We start from the raw sequence: 17,037 nt of genomic DNA on the forward strand, positions 1-17,037 counted from the left end.
TCTACCTGGAGTTTGGTAGGGCATTCGAGCAATGGCGCCGGCCGGCGACAGCGGGCGACTTCCCAAGGGCCTATCGGAGTCTTCGCGGCATTCCGTCAGGCGTCACCGCGCTGGCGGTTCTTGTAGCTGCCGCGAATGTTCATCGCCGCCAGGCACAGCTGCAGCAGCACCAGCGCATAGGCCTTGGCCGGAATTCCCCAGACGATCCACAGCACGTTGCTGGCGAGGAACACCCAGAAACCGATCTTTCGCCGTTTGCGCTCGCGGGAGCCGACCAGCCAGGCGGCGAGGACGGTGACCAGCATGGCTGGCCATTGCAGCAGGTCGATCAGTGGCATTCGGGCACTCCCACAGGGCTGTGCTGCTTGAGACCTGTGGGACCGAACAAAGGTGCGAACAACCGGCCGGCTTTCCGGGACTGTTCGAATTGCGGTGCAGTAGTTCGTTCGAGCGATTGTCGACCCGATCTGGATCATTAGGCTGGACCGCGCAGTCTCGCTGTGCAGCTCGATACGGCAGTTGAAAATGACATAAGAACAAAGACTAAGGAGAGGCAAGGTCATGAGTGAGCAAACGCCACAAATCCGTCCCAAGGTTTTCTTCGATGCCGCCGTCCTGGTGGCCTGGGTGGTCGGTGTCGCGATCGTCGGGGTGATCCTGGGCTTCAAGGCGATCTGGGCGCCGTTCTTCTGCGCCATCCTGTTCAGCGTCTATAACAAGGACACCCAGCGCATACCCGGCATTCTCTGCGGGGCGGTGACCGGCGTCTGGCTGGCCTGGGGCATCGTCGTCGCCATCGGCCTGCTCAAGACGCTCATGGACCCGATCCTGGCGACGGGCATCGTCCTGTTCGTCGGCGTCTACATCATTTTCTGCGGCGGCCTGTTCGCGCCGTTGTTCATCAATCACAGCGCTTTTGTCTTCCTCACCGTCGCCCTGGCGACCCACCTGGCCGAGCCGCCGCTGGCAATCAGCGGGCTGATCGTGATCGGCGGCGGCATCCTGCTGGCGGGTGAGGTGGCGCTGCTCACTTTGCTTGCGCGACTCGGCGCCAAGCCCAAGGTCTCCGCGCTGCCCACCTCGGCCATCGACTGACTTCCCACCTCGGCCGGTTCCGCCTGAGTCCAACGGGCGGAATCGGTCACGAGCAATTTCGGTGGCAAGGGGCGGTGGGGCCCGCAGTCGATGTTCGTGCCCCGGTCAGGGCAGGCCGTCAGACCAGCCCCGGCGCAGCAAAGTGCGGACGAACCGGGTAGCCATCGAGCAGCGCGTTGGTTTTCTCCGGGTCCAGTTCGCCGTTGAAGGGCACGCCCAGCGCCTGGCGATGGATGCCGGTGGACGCCAGCCACAGCGTATCGATGCGTGCGGCCAGCGCGCCGGGCACGTCGGTCACCAGCGAATCGCCGACGAACAGGATGTGCTTCGCGCCGCGCGCTTCCAGCTGCCGCTGGGCGATGCGGAAGGCTGACGGATCGGGTTTGCCGTACCAGTGGACGCTGCCACCTTCCTCGGCGAAGGCTTCGGCCAGGCGACCGGCGCCGAACACCGTCTGGCCGCCGGACACCACCACGCGGTCCGGGTTGGCGCAAAGGAAGGGTTTGTCGGTGGCGCCGCGCAACGGGGCGAAGCGCTCCTCCAGTTCGTGCTGCGGGAAGCTGCCGACGCCGAGGATCAGCGAGGCGGCGTGGATGTCGTCGCAGAAGCGCTCGCGGATCTCCGCCGGCCAGGTGGTCAGCGCGTCGCCGACGCCAACGGTGTAGATGCCGCCGCGCTGGAATTCCCGCTCATGGGTGAAGGCGTCGATGGCCAACTGGCCGGAGGTGGTGATGCCGGCGAACAGCTCGCGGGAGACGCCCAGCCGCACCAGGGTGTCGGCCATTTCCGGGACGCTGCGCGAAGCATTGCTGAGGAACCACACCGGTTTGCCTTCGGCGGCGCGGCGGGCGAGCCAGTCGAGGGCGCCGGGGAAAACGTCGACGCCGTCGATCAGCACGCCCCAGAGGTCGAGCAGGAAGCCGTCGTAGTCGGCGCAGAAGGCATCCAGGCCGGCGTGGTCGATGTAGCGGGTGTGGGTGACGGCACTGAAGCGGGAGGTGGTCATGGCTTGCCTGTAAAACGGTGGGAGTGCGCCCACGTTAGCGCACTCTCGCCATGACGGTGTGACAGAGAAGCCGATCAGTGCGCCGGGTGCGGCGGGCGTTCCTCGCCGAAGGTGTCCGCCAGCCAGCCCTTGAGCTGGCAGCCGGCGAAGGCCGAGGTGCTGCACTCGCCGCTGGCCAGGGCCTGTTGCAGCTTGCCGATATCGGCCTTCTGTACGTAGGCGATGGCGTCCGTCATGTCGTCTTCGGCGCCGTAGCCGCCCTGGACCATCTCCTTGAGCGCGTCTTCCTTGCTCCAGTCCTGGATCACCGTGCGGTACATGGCGGCGAACAGGCCGGTGCGGTCACGTCCGTGCTTGCAGTGCATCAGCACCGGGCCGTTCTGTTCGGCCTGTTGCAGGATACGCAGGACCTCCAGCACGTCGGCGTCGTCGACGCGGTCAGCGTGGGTCGGGAAGCTGACTGCCTGCATGTCGTGCTGGCCGATCCATTCGCGATCATCGTCCTTGATGAAGCTCACCACGGTCTTCACCTGCAGGCGTTGCAACTCGGGCAGGTCGGCGCTGCCGGGCAGGGCGCTGCGGTAGAGGGTTGGCGACATCTGGTAGAGGTTGAATGACTTGTCCACCGGCCGGGCCCAGTCGGCCTGCGTCTCGCCAGCGGCCAGGGCAAGCGGGCTGATGCCCAGCAGTGCAGTGCTCAGCAGGGCGGCGGCGATGGCGCCACGGAAAATCGAAGGCAGGGACATGGGGACTCCTCTAAGGTCCGCGTCACCTTAGGGAGGGGCCGGTTGTGCCCGGATGAAAAGCAGGTGAAGAAAGCGTGAAGCCTGCTCAGCGTCGTTCGGCGGGCAGGAAGCGCACCAGCACGCCGGGGCGGAAGAACCACCAGACGCACAGCGGATAGCACAGGTAGTTCAGCGCGTAGATCAGCAGCGCCGCCGGGCTGGGTGTGTTCTTCCACGCCGCCATGCCGACGAGGATGGCGTAGAGCACTGCCAACCCACCGCCGTACAGCGCGGTCAGCCGCCAGCGCTCGCCGGTCTGCGCCAGCCGCTTGTGCCGGCGGGCGAACCAGAAGGCCATGGCGGCAGCGATCACCGCAGCCACCAGCAAGGTCGCCGGCACACCACCAACCCGCAGCAGCCCGCGCGCCACGACGTTGAGGAAGAAGGCGGCGAGGATGCCGGCGAGGGCGAGGTAGCGTACCTGATAAGTCATCAGAGTTGCCCGTCGAGGCCGAAGCGCTTCTTCAGCACCTTGTCCAGCAGGCCGGTGGGCAGCCAGCGCGAGAGCAGCGGCAGGGCCCGGCTGCCGTTGCCGATGCGCAGCAGGCGCGGGCGCGGGGACTTCTGCGCGGCGGCCAGCAGCTCGCGGGCGAAGTCGCTGGCCGGCGTGGGTTTGTCCTGGGAGGCCGCGGCGCGCGCCTGGATGAATTGGCGCAACGGCCACCAGGCGGAGTTTTCGCTGACCACCGCGGCCATCTCGCGGCTGGCGTTGGCGCCGAAGTTGGAGGCGATGGCGCCGGGCTGCACTTCCATCACCTCGATGCCGAAGGGCGCCAGCTCCAGGCGCAGAGCGTCGTTGAGCGCGTGCACCGCCGCCTTCGATGCGCAGTAGGCACCGGCGAAGGGCGTGACCAGCACACCGGACACACTGCCGATATTCACCACCAGCCCGCGCCGCGCCCGCAGCGCCGGGAACAGTGCGCGGGTGACGCCGACCACGGCGAACACGTTGGTTTCGAACTGCCGGCGGATTGCCTGGCTGCCGCCGTCCAGCAGCGGGCCCATGGCGCCGTAGCCGGCGTTGTTGATCAGCACATCGAGGCCGCCGGTTTCGCGCTGCAGCAGCTCGGCGAGTCGCTCGACGGCGGGCTCGTCGTTGACGTCCAGCAGCACGCCACGCAATCCCGCCTGTCCGAGTGCGGCGACGTCTTCATCGCGGCGGGCGGTAGCCCAGACCTGGTAGCCGGCGGCCTGGAAGGCATCGGCGAGGGCGCGGCCGATACCGCTGGAGCATCCGGTGATGAGGGCGACGGGTTGGGGCATGGTCTGGCGGTCCTTGTCTGTGGGCGGGACTACCGTACCGGAATGTGCGGGGCAGGTGAATCAGTTACCGAAGCGGCCGCTCACCCGCTCGGCGCGGAACTCCAGCGTGCTGGCGCGGTAGCCGGGGCGCAGCGGCGGCAGCGGCAGGCAGTCGCTCCAGCTGTCGCCGGCGAGCAGCGCGCCGGGGCCACGGTAGCGCGGGGCTTCGTAGAGGTTTTCGGCAAGGTCGGTGGTGTCGCCGGGGCGGTAGGCGGCGACTTTCCAGCGCAGTTCCAGCAGTGGGCGCGAGGCGCCGTTCTTCAGGCTGACGGCCAGCGGGCGGCCGGGCTGGCACTGCTCGGGCTGGTAGGCGATGCGCAGTTCCAGGTGCTGGAGCTGGCGGGTGTCGCTGTTGTCCTGCCAGATGGCGATGGCGATCACCGAGGCCAGCCCGACCAGCCCGGCGCCGGAGATCGGCAGGGCGCGTGAGGGGTAGCGGATCAGCAGGATGATCCAGGTGACGATCAGCAGGATGCCGTACAGCATGGAGCGCTCCGCGCGGGGTATCGAGCATTACCTTAGCAGGCGGCGGGGTCGGGAGGGTTGATGTGGCGCGGCTCTTGTAGGAGCGAGCAAGCTCGCTCCTACAGATACCGGTAACGGCGAGGTGGGGATAAGTGCTGGCGTCCTATGTACGTTCCTATGAATTGGTGCCGCAGTTTCGCGTGTGAAACTTCCGTATCATCCCCAAGCGTTCCGGGCGGGCTAACGCAGCCTGTTGGGAGACAGTACCTTTGCGCTCGGTGCTGAACACACCCAGTAGGCGGTTTACCGCTTCCGTTGGAAATTGCGGTTTCTGCTTTGTTGGAAACTGAAAAATGGAACAGCCTTCGACAAACTCCGTCTGCAGCACTTCTGTTTCAGATAACGAAATCCTCATCCCCACCACCTTCATCCGTCACCGCCGCCAGTTGCGGGCGTTTCTGCTCGATGACGAGCCCTGGTTTTGCGTCAGCGACCTGGGAAGGTTGATCAACCGGCCGCTGGACGAGCGCCTGCACAACAGCCTCGATGCCGATCAACTGCAGAGCTGCTGGATACGCGACAGCTGCGGCGACTACGAAAAGGCCCTGCTGGTCAGCGAGTCCGGCGCCTATGCCGCGCTGATCTTTCACTTCCATCCGGAGAACCGCAGCATCCGCCACTGGCTCAATCGCCAGGTGGTGCCGGCTTTGCGTAGCGCGGAGCATCCGGCGTTGCGGCCCAGGGAGCGGCAGCTGTACTGGACCGATCAGCAACTGGGCGTGCTGGAGTGGCACGGCCGGTTGTGGGTGCCGTTCGATGATCTGCCGGTGATTGGCCAGCTGGAATACCCCGAGGGTCCGGGCATCGTGTAGGGCGCATAACGCCGCAGGCGTTATGCGCCCTACGCAGGTACCTCGGCAGGCGCCCATAAAAAAGCCCCCGCACCGAAAGGTGCGGGGGCATTGGCGCTGATGGGGGGAAGCGCCGGATCCTCGCGTGGAATCAGCGCACGACCGCGCGCAGCTCCACGTTCTCGGTGGTACGGCCGTAGACGTCTTCCAGACGCTCGATGTCGTCTTCGCCCAGGTAGCTGCCCGATTGCACTTCGATGATCTCCAGCGGGATCTTGCCGGGGTTGGCCAGGCGGTGGACCGAGGCGATCGGGATGTAGGTGGACTGGTTCTCGGTGAGCAGGAAGGTGTTGTCGTCACAGGTCACCTGGGCGGTGCCGGAGACGACGATCCAGTGCTCGGCGCGGTGGTGGTGCATCTGCAGCGACAGGCGCGCGCCCGGCTTGACGGTGATGTGCTTGACCTGGAAGCGGCCGCCCATGTCCACCGAGTCGTAGGAGCCCCACGGACGGTAGACCTGGCAGTGGTTCTGGGTCTCGCTGCGGCCGGCGGCGTCGAGCTGGTTGACCACCTTCTTGACGTCCTGCACGCGGTCCTTGTGGGCGATCATCATGGCGTCCTTGGTTTCGACCACCACGATGTCTTCCAGGCCGACCACCGAGACCAGCTTGCCGTTGCCGTGCACCAGGCAGTTGTGGCTGTCGTGCACCACCACGTCGCCCATGGTGACGTTGCCGTCGGCGTCCTTGTCGTGGACTTCCCAGATCGACGACCAGCTGCCCACGTCGTTCCATCCGGCGGCCAGGGGCACCACGCAGGCGCGGCGGGTCTTTTCCATCACGGCGTAGTCGATGGAGTTGTCCGGGCAGCATTCGAAGGTGGCTGCGTCGATGTTGATCAGGTCGCCGTCGTGCTGGCTGCGCTCGAGGGCGAGCAGGCAGGTGTCGTAGATGTCGGCGTCGTGTTTCTTCAGTTCTTCCAGGAAGCGGCTGGCGCGGAACAGGAACATGCCGCTGTTCCAGAAGTAGCCGCCTTCCTCGACGAACTGCTGGGCACGGGCCTCATCGGGTTTCTCGACGAAGCGCTCGACGCGGATGACGCCGTCCGGCAGGCCGCGCTCGTCGCCGGACTTGATGTAGCCGTAGCCGGTTTCCGGGCGATCGGCGGGGACGCCGAAGAGCACCATTTCGCCTTTTTCGGCGGCGTTGGTGGCCAGTGCCAGGGCGCGCTGGAAGGCGCGCTGGTCTTCGATCACATGGTCGGCCGGGAGGATCAGCAGCAGTTCGTCACGGCCTTCGGCCATGAGCTTCATGGCGGCGATGGCGACCGCCGGGGCGGTGTTGCGGCCGAAAGGTTCGAGGAGGATCGACTGGGTCTTCAGGTCCAGCGCTTCGAGCTGCTCCTGGACGATGAAACGGTGTTCCTGGTTGCTCACCACCACCGGCGGCTCCATGCCTTCGAACACCAGGCGTTCCAGGGTCTGCTGGAACAGGGTGTGCTCGCCGGTCAGGGCCAGGAACTGCTTGGGATACTGTTTGCGCGAAAGAGGCCAGAGTCGCGAGCCGCTGCCACCGGAAAGGATTACTGGGATCATCGGTTTTCTCCTAAAGCGTTTGCGTTCTGTTGGCCGGACCACGTCATGCGGGCCGGCGTGCGGTTTGGGTGACCTCTCCTGTGCTTGCCGTCGTTGCGGCGCACGGGTTCTTCTGCCGGTGCTGGGCCGGTCTTGTTGTTCTGGGTGGAGCGGGGCGCGTCAGTTGCCGGTGCGCCCCAGGACCCTCCCCGAGGGAAGGGCAGGCAGTTCGTGCCGGCGGGAGGTGTGGCGCCTCGTCCGCACTCCGGATGGGAGTGGCAGTGCAGCATCCGCCGGCGCATGGATCAGTCCGCCTTGACCGGGCGCTTGACCCACACCGGGTTCAGCTTGCCGCTGTCGCCGGTGACGTAGAGGCAGACCACTTCGCCGCGCTCGAGGGTGACGGGCTTGAGGTCGCTGACCTTCTTCGCGCCGTCGAACAGCGCCAGGTTCACTTTCACCGGGTTGATCTCGCGGTCGCCGTGGCTTTGCGGGGCGACGTTACTGACCACTTCGGTCTTGCCGTCGGCTGTCTTCAGGGTGAGGGCCTTGCCGCTGAGGTTCTGTACGCGGACGAGGGCCTTCTGCTTGTTCTTGAACGGCGGCTCGGGCACCAGGCGCGGCTGGCCGCCGGGCTGGCTGACGAGGGTGTAGTAGGCGTCCGGGTCGAGCTTCACCGGCAGGCTCTGGGAGCCGACCTTGGCGGTGTAATTGCCCGGCGGGAGGAACTTGAAGTCGCTGGAGCCCAGCGGCGAGATGTCGTTGAGGGTGGCGTTGCCGACGCTGACGGACAGCTCGCCGCTGCCGGCGTTGTAGGCCCGCACGAAGGTGGAGCCCTTGGGAGCCTGCGGGCCGTACAGCGCGCCTTCACCGCCGGCGAAGGCGCCGAAGGATGCGGCGCCCAGGGCCAGTGCGAGGGCGGACGACTTCAGGGTGCGAATGCTCAGTCGGTTCATGCTCAGTCGGTTCATGGGGTGTACCTCCGTCTACTTTCTCTTGTGGGCACGGGTGGTGCCCCGTTCAGCGCTCGGTGCGCCGTGGGTTCGTTGGATCAGTGTGCTGCGGCCTGGTTGGAAGCCAGGCGTTCGTCGCGGCTGCCCGCTGCCCGCAATTGCGCCACCCAGTCCGGGTTGAACTGGCTCAGGTCGCTGTGCATCGGCAGGTAGCGTTCGGGGAATTCCCAGACCAGCAGTTGCGCCGGCTTCTGCTTGAAGCCTTCGTCCTGCAGGAGTTCGAGCATCGGTTCCAGGGGGCCCTTGCCCTCCTTGGCGTAGTTGATGACATCCGCCGAGAGCGCCTGCTTGAGGGCGCCGGCGAAGTTCCAGCGCGCATTGGCGCTGTAGCTGGTGCCGACCAGGGCGACCTGCGGCTGGGCGCTGTCGCCGAAGAGGTCGCCGCCGCCGCTTCCGCTGGAATCGGCAGAGCCGGCGGCGTCCTCGGCCGGATGGGTCTGGCGCTGCTGCAACTGGTCTTCTTCGGGCAGCAGGTTGGTGAACAGCGGGTCCAGCGGCAGGAAGGTCAGCAGGTCGCCCTTGTGCGCTCCGCTCTTGCCGGCCTCGGTGACGAAGCTCTGGGTCGGCAGGTCGGCACCCTGGCCGGCGCGGATGCTTTCGCCCAGGCGCTGGGCCACGGCTTCGGCGCCCAGCGGGGTCCAGTGGGTGTCGGTGCGCAGGAAGACCTGACCGTTGTCCTTGGCCTTTTCCATCGTCTCCAGCAGCTCGGGCGCGGCGATGCCGGCCTGGCGGGCGCGCTGCAGGAAGTCGGTGTAGAGCGAGGCGTGCAGGGCAGCCGGCTGCTCCTTGCCGACGTACTCGGGATACAGACGGGTCTTGGCCGGGATGATCGCCAGCACCAGCTTCACGCCACGGCGCTCCAGCTCCTGCTGCACGCCGCGCACCAGCGCCCAGTTGTCTTCCAGTTGCTGCTGGGTGGGCGCGGGCTTGAACTCTTCATCGGTGAACAGCCAGCCGTCCTTGCCGATCACCACGCCGGGGCGGCCTTCGTCGAAGACGGTGTAGTCCAGTGCGGCCCAGAGGTTGGTGCCCAGGCGCTTGATGGGGAATTCGTCGTCGTAGTGGCCTTCGAAGGCGTGGGCCAGCTTGCCGTTGAGTACCGTGGTGCCCTCGGCGGCGGAGAAGCTGGGGAAGGCCTTCAGCGACCAGCCGGCGAGGCCCAGCAGCATCCCGCCGAAGGCGGCGATGTAGGCGTACTGGAGGGGCCTGGCGATTCTCTTGGTTTCTACTGACATGATTGCCTCGCTCAGAACTGGAAGTAGAGGAACGGCGAGTAGCTCTGCGCCGAGAGCTTGAGCACCGAGGCGGCGAACAGCAGGAGCAGGGCGACGCGGGTGGCCAGTACCGGCAGCTGGGTCATCCAGTGCTGCTGGTAGACGGCGGCGCCGCTGGGCGAGTAGGCGATCGCCGCCGGGTCCTGCTGGGCCATGGCCGGAGTGCGCGGCTGGGCGCTGGCCGGGCCGTCGGCGTCGACCTGTTCGGTCTTCGCGGCGGCCTTGGGCGCCTTGCTCTGCATCGGCTGGTTGTAGAACTGGCGCAGGCCGAAGAAGGCGAGCACTAGGTAGGCGATCACCAGGGTGCCGACTTGCAGGCCGGTGAGGCTGGCGCGGTTGAGCTCGGAGAGCTTCCAGTCGCCGAAGCTGAACATGGCTTCGTACATGCGCCAGGCCACGTGCAGGTTCTCGGCGCGGAAGATCACCCAGCCGACGATCACCAGCAGGAAGGTGAACACCCACTTCAGCGGATTGAGCACGCGTGGCGCGGCGTTCACGCCCAGGGCGCGCTCGATGGCCAGCCACACGCCATGCCAGGCGCCCCAGATGATGTAGGTGACGTTGGCGCCGTGCCACAGGCCGCCCAGCAGCATGGTGAGGATCAGGTTGCGGTAGGTCTGGAAGGTGGTGCCGCGGTTACCGCCCAGGCTGATGTACAGGTAGTCGCGCAGCCAGGTGGACAGGCTGATGTGCCAGCGCCGCCAGAACTCGGTGATGGACTGGCTGATGTAGGGCTGGTTGAAGTTCTCCATGAAGCGGAAGCCCATCATCAGGCCGAGGCCGATGGCCATGTCGCTGTAGCCGGAGAAGTCGAAGTACAGCTGCGCGGTGTAGGCCAGCGCGCCGAGCCAGGCATCGCCGGTGGTCGGGTCCTGCAGGGCGAAGCAGTGGTCGGCCACCGCGGCCAGGGTGTCGGCGATGAACACCTTCTTGACGAAGCCCTGCATGAAGCGGGTGCAGCCTTCGGCGAACTTGTCGACGGTGTGGGTGCGGTGGTTGAACTGGTCGACCAGGTCCTTGAAGCGCAGCACGGGGCCGGCGATCAGGTGCGGGAAGATCGCCACGAACGCCGCGAAGTCGATCAGGTTGTGCGTGGCCGGCGTGTCGCCGCGGTACACGTCGATGATGTAGCTGATCGATTCGAAGGTGTAGAAGCTGATGCCGATGGGCAGCAGGATGTGGGTCAGCACGAAGGGCTGCATGCCGAACGAGGTGATGATCTCGTTGAGGCTTTCCACGCCGAAGTTGGCGTACTTGAAGTAGCCCAGCACACACAGGTCGACCACCACGCCGAGCAGCAGCCAGCGCTGGGCAGCCTTGGTCCGGACACCGGCGGCGCCGATGCGCAGGCCGATCCAGTAGTTGAAGACGGTCACGCCGGCGAACAGCAGGAGGAAGTCCACCCGCCACCAGGCGTAGAAGATGTAGCTGGCGACCAGCAACAGGAGGTTCCGGTAGCGGTTCCCGCTCAGGTAGTACAGGCCGAGGAAGACCGGCAGGAACAGGAACAGGAACACGTTGGAAGAAAAGACCATTCCGCGTCTCTCTCTGGAGCTTCAAACCTTGAGTGGCTCCGGACCTTCCGGCGTCTTCGCGACGCCCTGAGGAAAGGCCGGGGCAACCCGCCAATTCCTCCCCATGTGGTGCTCAATCTGTTGCGCCCGCCCGCGTCTTTATTGCGTGGGTCGGGTGGTGTTGCCGTTGCTTCGGAGCGAGGGCTTGCCCTCACCCCAGCCCTCTCCCAGTGGGAGAGGGGGCCGTCCGGTGTTGTCGGATGGCTCGGTGTTGCCGCTCCGCTCTGGTAGGGCGAATAACGCGAAGCGTTATCCGCCCTACGGGAGTTCCGCTTTCAAGGAGACGGGCGCTGCTTCAGCTCCCCGCCCCCTGGCGGTTGAAAACCTTGGTCACTTCACCCCCCAGGCGGAAGCTGTTGAACGGCTCCATCTTCTTCTTCCAGTCCTGGGTCTTCGGCGCGCAGCTGTAGAGCGCGCAGTAGGGTTCCAGCCAGGCGAACTTGCTGTTCTCCTTCAGGTCGCCCATGTCCTGGTCGTTGCCGGTCTTCTCGTCGAATGCGTCCTGGTCGTCCACGCCTTGCATCACGCGGTTGGCCAGGCGCTGCAGGGCGCCGTTGTTTTCCTGGCGCAGGTCGACGCCGTTCACCTGGGCGAAGGCGGCGATCATGGTCAGCGGCGGTAGCGAGTAGTTGTGGTACGACAGGGCACGCTGGCGGCGCTTGAGTTCGTTGGGCAGGTAGCCGTCGTTGTCCACCTGGTTGGCGGCGACCTTGAACTCCTGCACGGACCAGTCGAACAGGTCGCGGCGGTTGGTCACCACGGCGGTGGACATCACCGACCAGGCGGCCCAGTAGGAGTGGTTGTTGATCTTCTTCAGCGGCAGGTCGCTCCAGTCGCGCACCACCTGGCTGCCCAGGGTGCTGAACCAGTTCTCGATCTCCTTCGACTGCTCGGAGTAGGAGGCCAGTGGGCGGCTGCTGGAGAACTTCAGGCGCATGTAGGAGGACGACAGGCTGCCCAGCGCCCATTTGCGCATGGACTTGCCGGTGTGGTTGTAGTCGCTGCTTTCCAGCGCACCGGCCTTGGCCCAGCTATCCAGCCAGCTCATGGCGCAGTCCAGGTCGCCCTTGTTGCCGCTGCGCATGTACTGGGTGATGAGCTTGGTGGCGCCGCGCTCCATGTCGGTGATGTCCTTGATCTGGCTGCGGAACTCTTTCTCCGCATCCGCATTCAGGGTGGAGCGTGCCGAGTCCGAGCCCTTGTACTTGCTGGTGAACTGCAGGCTGCCGGTGTACGGCGTCGGCGCGGTGGGGCAGCGGTCGGCGTCCTTCTTGCTGCCCTTGTCGCCGACGGCGGAGAAGTATCCCGGTGGCGGCATCAGGTCGGCCGCGTAGGTGGCGCTCTCGCCACCGAACAGGGCGCCGAGCACGGCGATGGTCAGGCCGATGCGGGCGACCACGGGGGTCTTGATCTTGCGTAGGCTGGGCATGGAATTCACTCCCTCGCGTCAGTTGGCGGCCACGTCGGCCGACTTGGCTTTGGGCGTCTGACAGAGCTTGGCCTCGACTTCCAGGCCCGCCGGCATGTCGTCCGGCGCCTCGATCTCCAGGGAGAGGAACTGCTGGTTCGACCAGTCCTCGTCGTTGCGCAGTTCGAAGACGTAGCGTCCGCCGGTATCCACGGCCTTGGACTGCTCGATCTTCAGCTGCTCGCGACGACCGTTCATGTACCAGATGGTGTTCTTGAGTTCGTGCACGCCGGGGTCGGAGTAGGTGACGTCGGCGGTGTAGCTGCCCGAGCGGATCGGCAGGGCGCCGCTGTTGAGCAGCACCTCGTTGCTGCCCGCGTGCAGCTTGACCTTGCGGCTGATCGCCGGCTTGCCGTCGGCGCAGCCGTTGTCCACCAGCGGCATGGCCTGGCGGTAGAAACTCTTCTGCGCCATGTCGTAGTGGGTGGCGAATTCCCAGATGAGGATCTTCGGCGGCTTGTTGTGGAATTCCTTGCTGGTCATGTACGCCAGCAGGGAGCTGTCGAAGCCGCCGCCGGACACGGCGTTGTTGAGGATGTCGACCTTGCCGTACTGCTCCAGGAAGCCGGCGAAGTTGTACGCCGGGCCGCTGTTGGAGGTGCCCACCAGCGCGACCTGGGCATCGCCGCCTTCACCGAACAGGTCGCCGCCGCCGGAGTCGCCCACCGGCTCGGTCTCGAAGCGGTCGACGTACTGGGGCGCGTAGCTGCTGCCGCACAGTTGCGCGGCGGCCTTGTGGAAGGTGCCCAGCTTGGACAGCAGGCCGACGCGCTTGCTCTCGAATTCCTTCTTGGGAATGTCGTTGTAGGCGGGGATTTCCTTCAGGGTCTCGGCGACGATCTTCGCGCTGCGCATGGCGCCGTACGGGGTCCAGTGGTGGTCGCCCTTGAAGTAGTACGGGTGCTCTTCCTTCTCGTCGAACAGCGGCGAGAAGTCCGGGGTGTAGATACCGGCCTTGCGGAACTGGGCGATGGTCGCCTGGTAGTTCTGCCTGGCCAGGTCAAAGTTGAAGCTGGCCTTCTCCTGCGGGTTGAGCTTCTCGCGGTTCACCAGGCCACGGGTGGGCTGGTAGACGACGACCAGGTCGATGCCCTTGCGCTTGAGTTCGTCGCGCAGTTGCTTGAGCTCGCGCCAGCCTTCGGCGCTGGTGCCGAAGTCGGTGCGCAGGTCGTAGGTGGTACGGAACAGCCAGTCTTCCTGGGCCGGCACCAGGTGGGTGAAGAAGCCCAGGTACTTGGTGTTGTACGCCGCGTTGTTGGCGGCAGTGGGGCACAGCCCGGCAGCCGGCTGCGCGGAGTAGCTCGGCGCATCGGCGGCGCTGGCCTGGTGGGCGAGCAGCAGGGCGGCGGTGAGGCCCGACAGGCGCAGCAGGTTGATGGTCAGTTTGTTCATGTGTCGGTCCTCAATTCTGCAGTTCGGCCTGGCTTTCGACGGGGTCGATCAGCACCGCGCGTTGCTGGCGCACCAGCAGGTCCAGGATCTGGTCCTGCTTCTCGCCGAGCACGCCGTTGAAGGAGATGCCGGAGGACTTGGTCGGGCCGAGCATGGCCACCTTGTAGAGCTCCAGCGACAGCGGTGAATCCACCGACAGCGGGCCCGAGCCGTTGCCGGCCAGCTTGCCGCCGACCACGATCAGCGAGACCTTGGTGTCGAAGGGGTCGAGGTCGATGTTGCGGTCGGTGTCGGACAGGTCCTTGATGTGGCCGTAGACGCCGATCAGCTTGTTGCCGGCCGCGAGGTTCTCGTACAGGCGGATGTTCACGCTGTTACGGATGCGGATGCCGTGGCGCAGGTTGGCCAGCACCTGGTTGCCGTAGATGAGGTTGTCGCCCGACTCGTAGAGGGTGATGCCGTCGGAGTGGTTGCGGTACACCTCGTTGTAGGCCACCAGGTTGCGCTCGGAATTACGGTCGAGGACGATCCCGGAGAGGTGGTTGTCGTAGGTCTTGTTGTGGATGATCCAGCTGTCGTTGACCTCACGGGAAACGATGATGCCGTGCTTCTTCTTGGTCCCGTAGACGGTGTTCTCGGCAATGATCAGGCGATGCGAACGGTCATGCGGGTCGATGCCGTAGACGATGTTGTTCTTGTAGGTGTTGCCGCGTACCACCAGGTCGTCGGCCTCGTAGCAGTAGAAGCCGTACCAGGCGTCCTCGAAGGTCGAGCCGATGACCCAGCCTTTGGGGCGCGGGCGCTTCATGGTCTTGTCCATGCCCGGGCTGTACTGCGAGATGGAAATGCCGTAGGCCTTGGAGGCGTTGTAACCGAAGCTGGTGAAGTGGCTGTTCACCAGGTAGGCCTCGGCGCCGCCCCAGGAGATCAGGAAGGGGCGGAACTCGTTGGGTGTCTTGTACCAGGCCGGTTCCTTCTTCGCCTCGTTCCACGCGGTGACCTTGGTGTCACGCACGAACAGCTTGCCGTCGTTGACCAGGAACGCGCCGCGGTCCTGGGACAGGCGCAGTTCCTTGACCTTGCCGTCGATCTCCAGGGTCGCGCCCTGGCTGACGACGATGGGCAGGCGGGCGATGTAGACGCCCGGTTCGACCTGCTCCAGCGCGGTCTTGGGCAGCTTGCCGGCCAGCTCCGCGAGATTGACGTAGCCGCCGTCGATGAAGATTGCCTGGGGCATCTGGCGCTGGCGCTTCACCCACTCGGCGAGACGGTTCTTGCCGCCGGTGAATTCCTTCAGCGGCTGCTGCTGGACCATGCGCTGGACCTGCGCCTTGCCGCGCTTGTTGCGCTCGATCTTCTTCTCCACCGCCTCGGCGGTGTAGCCGGTGAGGTCGGGCAGCTTGGGCGGCTCCAGGTGCAGCGGCTCGATGGGAGCGGCGGTCACGGTGTAGTTGCCGGATTCCTTCAGCGTCTGGGTATGGCCGGGCTCGCTGCCTGCCTGTTCTTCCGGGGCCTTCTCACCCTCGGTGGTCTTGCCGGCTTCGGCTTTCTTCGCGTGGGCGGCGCTGGCTTGGGCCTTGGCCGCGGGCTGCGCCGCCCAGGCCGGTGCGCCGGCGCTGAGCAGGCCGCCGAGCAGCAATGCGGTCAGCGGCAGGGCGTGTATCGGGTGGCGGTTCATGGCCGTGTCTCCTTGCGCGCGGACCTCCACCGGATACCCGGCCGCGCCGCGGGGGCGGTGCAGGGCAAGTCTGGGAATCGGGTGGAGGGTCATCGCTACAGTCCTCAGAAGCGCCAGATCACGTCGACGAAGGCGTGGTGCATGGTCGAGTCGACGTGGCTGCCGTAGGCGTCGCCGGGCTTGAATACGCCGCCGCGGAAGCGGATCAGCGCCGACGGCTCGTCGATCGCCTGGCTCATGGAAGCCGGCAGCAGGCCCTGCTTGAAGTACTTGGTGACGACCAGATCGACTTCCTGGCCGACGTCCTTGGAGTTGTTGACCATCGGCGCGCTGATGCCGCTGTTGCCGATATCCGAGTCGCCGTCCACGCGCCAGAACTTGTGGTACACGAGGCTGGCGTCGTAGTCGTCGCGCAGCTGCCAGGCGCCGAACAGGGTGGCGTCCTGGAGGTTGGAGAGCTCGCCGCGGAAGGCCTCACCGAAGCGGTGCACGCGCGAGCGGGTGCCGGTGAAGTTGGAGCGGTTGCTCTCAAGGCCGGTCTGCTGGAACTGGTCTTCGCCATCCTTGCCGCCGCCGCTGCCACGGGCGTAGCCGATACCGGTCTTCCACTGCTCGTCGATGTTCCAGCGCAGGCCGAGGTCGACGCCGTAGGCGTTGACGTCGCCGCTCTGCTTGCCGGTGGCGATGCGGTCGTCACCCACGGTGGTGCTGGTCAGGCGGTCGCGGTTGCCGGTCAGCCAGGTGGCGCTCGCCCAGTAGTTGAGCGGCATCTGCGAGCGGTAGTTGTAGCCGTCGCCGTTGGCCTCGATGCCGACCCAGGTGAGGTCGCCGGTGTAGGTCTTGTCAAGGGAATCGACTTCTTCGCCCGGGTCCTTCAGGTGGCCGCTGTCGTCGGCGTGGTGCAGGCGCAGGCCGACCCAGTGGTTGGGCAGCCATTGCGTGGAGATGTCGCCGAAGAAGTGGGTGCGGTCCTTGTCTTCGGGGGCCAGCTCGGTGAGGTCGGTGCGGTACTCGGAGAAGCGCTGGGCGACGCCGGCGTGGGCGCGCAGCAGGGTGGTGTCGAAGGTCCAGTTCAGCGCTTCGATGTTGGTGTCCTGCCACATTCCGCTGTCATCGCGCAGGCGCTGGCGGCCGAAGCGCAGGTGCTCGCCCGGATACTGGGTGAGGCCGGCGTAGTCGACCCAGAACTCGCGCAGGGCCAGGTAGCTGTCGTCGCGCTCGCGGCCGTCGTCCTGGTTGTCGGAGTCGTTGGAGGCGCTGTTGTCCTCCTGCAGGGTATCGGTCTGGATGGTGTCGGTGGCGGTCACCGCCTGGCCCATGGTGTAGGCGCTCCAGTCGCCCCACTGGCCGAAGGCCCAGGGGCGCACGTCCAGGCCGAGGCCATTGAGGTCGCCGCCGTGGGCGGTGCCCAGGTCACGGTCGTCCTCGGATTCGGCGGTCACCTTGATGTCGATGCCGAAGTTCTTCGGTGGCTCTTCTGCCGCATGGGCGAGGCTGCCGAACAGGGTGCCGGCGAGGCTCAGGCCGACGCCGAGCATGGCGGGGAACAGGCGGGCGCGGC

At 66.0% G+C, this 17,037-nt stretch carries 16 protein-coding genes; 2 read left to right on the plus strand and 14 right to left on the minus strand.

Going from position 1 to position 17,037, the window contains the following annotated elements:
- Window positions 1–95: 95 nt before the first annotated feature.
- Window positions 96–338, minus strand: coding sequence for a hypothetical protein (locus IB273_RS09540; protein ID WP_192223943.1), 243 nt, complete (start codon window positions 336–338; stop codon window positions 96–98).
- 223 nt (window positions 339–561) lie between these two features.
- Here IB273_RS09540 and IB273_RS09545 point away from each other — a divergent pair, with 223 nt between their 5' ends.
- Window positions 562–1,095 (plus strand): hypothetical protein, encoded by a 534-nt coding sequence (locus IB273_RS09545; RefSeq protein ID WP_081516196.1) that lies wholly within the window; start codon window positions 562–564, stop codon window positions 1,093–1,095.
- A 118-nt stretch (window positions 1,096–1,213) separates the two neighbouring features.
- On the opposite strand, the gene IB273_RS09550 is transcribed toward IB273_RS09545, so the two are convergent.
- From IB273_RS09550 to IB273_RS09570, 5 genes are all read right to left on the minus strand, one after another.
- Entirely contained in the window at window positions 1,214–2,101 is an 888-nt protein-coding gene (locus IB273_RS09550; protein WP_081516194.1) for a TIGR01459 family HAD-type hydrolase, read from the minus strand.
- Between the two features lie 74 nt (window positions 2,102–2,175).
- A complete protein-coding gene (locus IB273_RS09555) occupies window positions 2,176–2,847 on the minus strand; it encodes a tyrosine-protein phosphatase (RefSeq protein ID WP_192223944.1) in 672 nt (223 codons plus the stop codon).
- Between the two features lie 85 nt (window positions 2,848–2,932).
- Entirely contained in the window at window positions 2,933–3,319 is a 387-nt protein-coding gene (locus tag IB273_RS09560) for a hypothetical protein (protein ID WP_192223945.1), read from the minus strand.
- On the minus strand, window positions 3,319–4,149 hold the full coding sequence (locus IB273_RS09565; protein WP_192223946.1) for an SDR family oxidoreductase: 831 nt from the start codon (window positions 4,147–4,149) through the stop codon (window positions 3,319–3,321). Before IB273_RS09565 ends, IB273_RS09560 begins: the two co-directional genes overlap by 1 nt.
- A gap of 60 nt (window positions 4,150–4,209) precedes the next feature.
- On the minus strand, window positions 4,210–4,674 hold the full coding sequence (locus tag IB273_RS09570) for a multidrug transporter (protein ID WP_192223947.1): 465 nt from the start codon (window positions 4,672–4,674) through the stop codon (window positions 4,210–4,212).
- Window positions 4,675–5,006: 332 nt separating this feature from the next.
- Here IB273_RS09570 and IB273_RS09575 point away from each other — a divergent pair, with 332 nt between their 5' ends.
- Window positions 5,007–5,525, plus strand: a complete 519-nt coding sequence (locus IB273_RS09575) for a Bro-N domain-containing protein (RefSeq protein ID WP_192223948.1) — start codon at window positions 5,007–5,009, stop codon at window positions 5,523–5,525.
- A 130-nt stretch (window positions 5,526–5,655) separates the two neighbouring features.
- Here IB273_RS09575 and IB273_RS09580 read toward each other — a convergent pair whose 3' ends face one another.
- The 8 genes from IB273_RS09580 to IB273_RS09615 all read right to left on the minus strand — a co-directional run bounded on the left by IB273_RS09580 (window position 5,656) and on the right by IB273_RS09615 (window position 17,014).
- Complete coding sequence (locus tag IB273_RS09580) at window positions 5,656–7,098, minus strand: mannose-1-phosphate guanylyltransferase/mannose-6-phosphate isomerase (RefSeq protein WP_081516182.1); 1,443 nt, start codon at window positions 7,096–7,098, stop codon at window positions 5,656–5,658.
- A 284-nt stretch (window positions 7,099–7,382) separates the two neighbouring features.
- Window positions 7,383–8,033, minus strand: a complete 651-nt coding sequence (locus IB273_RS09585) for an alginate O-acetyltransferase AlgF (protein WP_045211319.1) — start codon at window positions 8,031–8,033, stop codon at window positions 7,383–7,385.
- Window positions 8,034–8,128: 95 nt separating this feature from the next.
- Entirely contained in the window at window positions 8,129–9,325 is a 1,197-nt protein-coding gene (locus IB273_RS09590) for an alginate O-acetyltransferase (RefSeq protein ID WP_192223949.1), read from the minus strand.
- 11 nt (window positions 9,326–9,336) lie between these two features.
- Window positions 9,337–10,899, minus strand: coding sequence for an MBOAT family O-acyltransferase (locus IB273_RS09595; RefSeq protein ID WP_192223950.1), 1,563 nt, complete (start codon window positions 10,897–10,899; stop codon window positions 9,337–9,339).
- 334 nt (window positions 10,900–11,233) lie between these two features.
- Complete coding sequence (locus IB273_RS09600) at window positions 11,234–12,349, minus strand: mannuronate-specific alginate lyase (RefSeq protein WP_192224501.1); 1,116 nt, start codon at window positions 12,347–12,349, stop codon at window positions 11,234–11,236.
- 36 nt (window positions 12,350–12,385) lie between these two features.
- A complete protein-coding gene (locus IB273_RS09605) occupies window positions 12,386–13,798 on the minus strand; it encodes an alginate O-acetyltransferase (RefSeq protein WP_192223951.1) in 1,413 nt (470 codons plus the stop codon).
- A gap of 10 nt (window positions 13,799–13,808) precedes the next feature.
- A complete protein-coding gene (gene algG, locus IB273_RS09610) occupies window positions 13,809–15,476 on the minus strand; it encodes a mannuronan 5-epimerase AlgG (protein ID WP_192223952.1) in 1,668 nt (555 codons plus the stop codon).
- 104 nt (window positions 15,477–15,580) lie between these two features.
- Window positions 15,581–17,014 carry an alginate export family protein gene (locus tag IB273_RS09615; RefSeq protein WP_139791480.1) on the minus strand — a complete coding sequence of 478 codons (1,434 nt, stop codon included), beginning with the start codon at window positions 17,012–17,014 and terminating at the stop codon, window positions 15,581–15,583.
- Window positions 17,015–17,037: the final 23 nt, after the last annotated feature.

Origin of the sequence: Pseudomonas sp. PDM19, assembly GCF_014852215.1 — a bacterium.
In the GTDB taxonomy this organism is placed as follows: Bacteria; Pseudomonadota; Gammaproteobacteria; order Pseudomonadales; family Pseudomonadaceae; genus Pseudomonas.

What these genes read in the sequence shown, in the direction of transcription:
- IB273_RS09540 (WP_192223943.1), bottom strand. Translation starts at nt 338, where the DNA reads ATGCCACTGATCGACCTGCTGCAATGGCCAGCCATGCTGGTCACCGTC.
- IB273_RS09545 (WP_081516196.1), top strand. Translation starts at nt 562, where the DNA reads ATGAGTGAGCAAACGCCACAAATCCGTCCCAAGGTTTTCTTCGATGCC.
- IB273_RS09550 (WP_081516194.1), bottom strand. Translation starts at nt 2,101, where the DNA reads ATGACCACCTCCCGCTTCAGTGCCGTCACCCACACCCGCTACATCGAC.
- IB273_RS09555 (WP_192223944.1), bottom strand. Translation starts at nt 2,847, where the DNA reads ATGTCCCTGCCTTCGATTTTCCGTGGCGCCATCGCCGCCGCCCTGCTG.
- IB273_RS09560 (WP_192223945.1), bottom strand. Translation starts at nt 3,319, where the DNA reads ATGACTTATCAGGTACGCTACCTCGCCCTCGCCGGCATCCTCGCCGCC.
- IB273_RS09565 (WP_192223946.1), bottom strand. Translation starts at nt 4,149, where the DNA reads ATGCCCCAACCCGTCGCCCTCATCACCGGATGCTCCAGCGGTATCGGC.
- IB273_RS09570 (WP_192223947.1), bottom strand. Translation starts at nt 4,674, where the DNA reads ATGCTGTACGGCATCCTGCTGATCGTCACCTGGATCATCCTGCTGATC.
- IB273_RS09575 (WP_192223948.1), top strand. Translation starts at nt 5,007, where the DNA reads ATGGAACAGCCTTCGACAAACTCCGTCTGCAGCACTTCTGTTTCAGAT.
- IB273_RS09580 (WP_081516182.1), bottom strand. Translation starts at nt 7,098, where the DNA reads ATGATCCCAGTAATCCTTTCCGGTGGCAGCGGCTCGCGACTCTGGCCT.
- IB273_RS09585 (WP_045211319.1), bottom strand. Translation starts at nt 8,033, where the DNA reads ATGAACCGACTGAGCATTCGCACCCTGAAGTCGTCCGCCCTCGCACTG.
- IB273_RS09590 (WP_192223949.1), bottom strand. Translation starts at nt 9,325, where the DNA reads ATGTCAGTAGAAACCAAGAGAATCGCCAGGCCCCTCCAGTACGCCTAC.
- IB273_RS09595 (WP_192223950.1), bottom strand. Translation starts at nt 10,899, where the DNA reads ATGGTCTTTTCTTCCAACGTGTTCCTGTTCCTGTTCCTGCCGGTCTTC.
- IB273_RS09605 (WP_192223951.1), bottom strand. Translation starts at nt 13,798, where the DNA reads ATGAACAAACTGACCATCAACCTGCTGCGCCTGTCGGGCCTCACCGCC.
- algG (WP_192223952.1), bottom strand. Translation starts at nt 15,476, where the DNA reads ATGAACCGCCACCCGATACACGCCCTGCCGCTGACCGCATTGCTGCTC.
- IB273_RS09615 (WP_139791480.1), bottom strand. Translation starts at nt 17,014, where the DNA reads ATGCTCGGCGTCGGCCTGAGCCTCGCCGGCACCCTGTTCGGCAGCCTC.